Origin of the sequence: Kitasatospora putterlickiae (assembly GCF_039527695.1) — a bacterium.
Lineage (GTDB): Bacteria > Actinomycetota > Actinomycetes > Streptomycetales > Streptomycetaceae > Kitasatospora > Kitasatospora putterlickiae.
Genome location: NZ_BAAAKJ010000427.1, coordinates 16,786 through 17,699, shown reverse-complemented (window position 1 = coordinate 17,699; position 914 = coordinate 16,786). Strand labels below are relative to the sequence as shown.

At 74.6% G+C, this 914-nt stretch carries 1 protein-coding gene; it reads left to right on the top strand.

Going from position 1 to position 914, the window contains the following annotated elements:
- The first annotated feature begins 219 nt into the window (after positions 1 to 219).
- Positions 220 to 813 carry a sigma-70 family RNA polymerase sigma factor gene (locus ABD308_RS35415; RefSeq protein ID WP_344344143.1) on the top strand — a complete coding sequence of 198 codons (594 nt, stop codon included), beginning with the start codon at positions 220 to 222 and terminating at the stop codon, positions 811 to 813.
- Positions 814 to 914: the final 101 nt, after the last annotated feature.

The window sequence follows — 914 nt, the reverse complement described above, 5'->3', positions numbered from 1 at the left end:
GGGGGCCGCCAACGCGGGCCCAACGTCGCCCCAACGCGCCCTGCCGTGCCCCGTCGTGCCCGCGTTGGCCCGCCGTTGGCGGGGGCTGTCAGCGTGACACCGTCCGGGGAGCGGCCCGATCGCCGTGGCACGCCCCGGTGCACCGAGACAGCGATCGAACCAGGTACCGCCCGTGCGGCGTGCCGACGAATGACGAATGTCGTAAGGGGCTCAACAGCCGTGGCCATCGACGCTACCGCCAACGCCGTGACCACCACCGGGGAGCCGGGGGTGCCCGCCCCGGCGGCCCCCCGGCCCACCCTGGACCAGGACGTCCTCGCCGAGCTCTACCGCCTGCACGGCGGCTACCTGCTGCGCGCGATGCTCCGGGTGACCAGTGGCGACCGCGGCAAGGCCGAGGACATCGTCCAGGAGACCCTGTTGCGGGCCTGGCAGAACCCGGCGGCGATGCACCGGGGCCCGGAGCACAGCCGGCCGTGGCTGTTCACGGTGGCGCGCCGGATCGCCATCGACCACTACCGGATGCAGACCGCCCGCGCCCAGGAGGTCGCCGACGAGGCGCCGGAGGACCACGCAGGCAGCCACGACCCGTACGACGAGGTGCTCGTGGCCCGGGACATGGCGGCGGCGATGGCCGGGCTCCAGCCCCACCACCGGGACGTGCTGGTCGAGTTGCACATGAAGGGCCGGTCGATGGCCGAGGTGGCCAGGGTGCTGGGGGTGCCGGTCGGCACGGTCAAGTCCCGCAACTTCTACGCCGTTCGCGCCCTGCGGCCGATCCTGGAGGCGCAGGGCATGGCCTGGGCCGGCTGACGGTCCCCGTAAGCGGAACGGAGTGAACCGTTCCGGCTCCGCCGCCCGTAGACCAGGGTGGCGGCACCGCCGCCGGCGCCCGTCCCCCCGTGCGGGCGCCG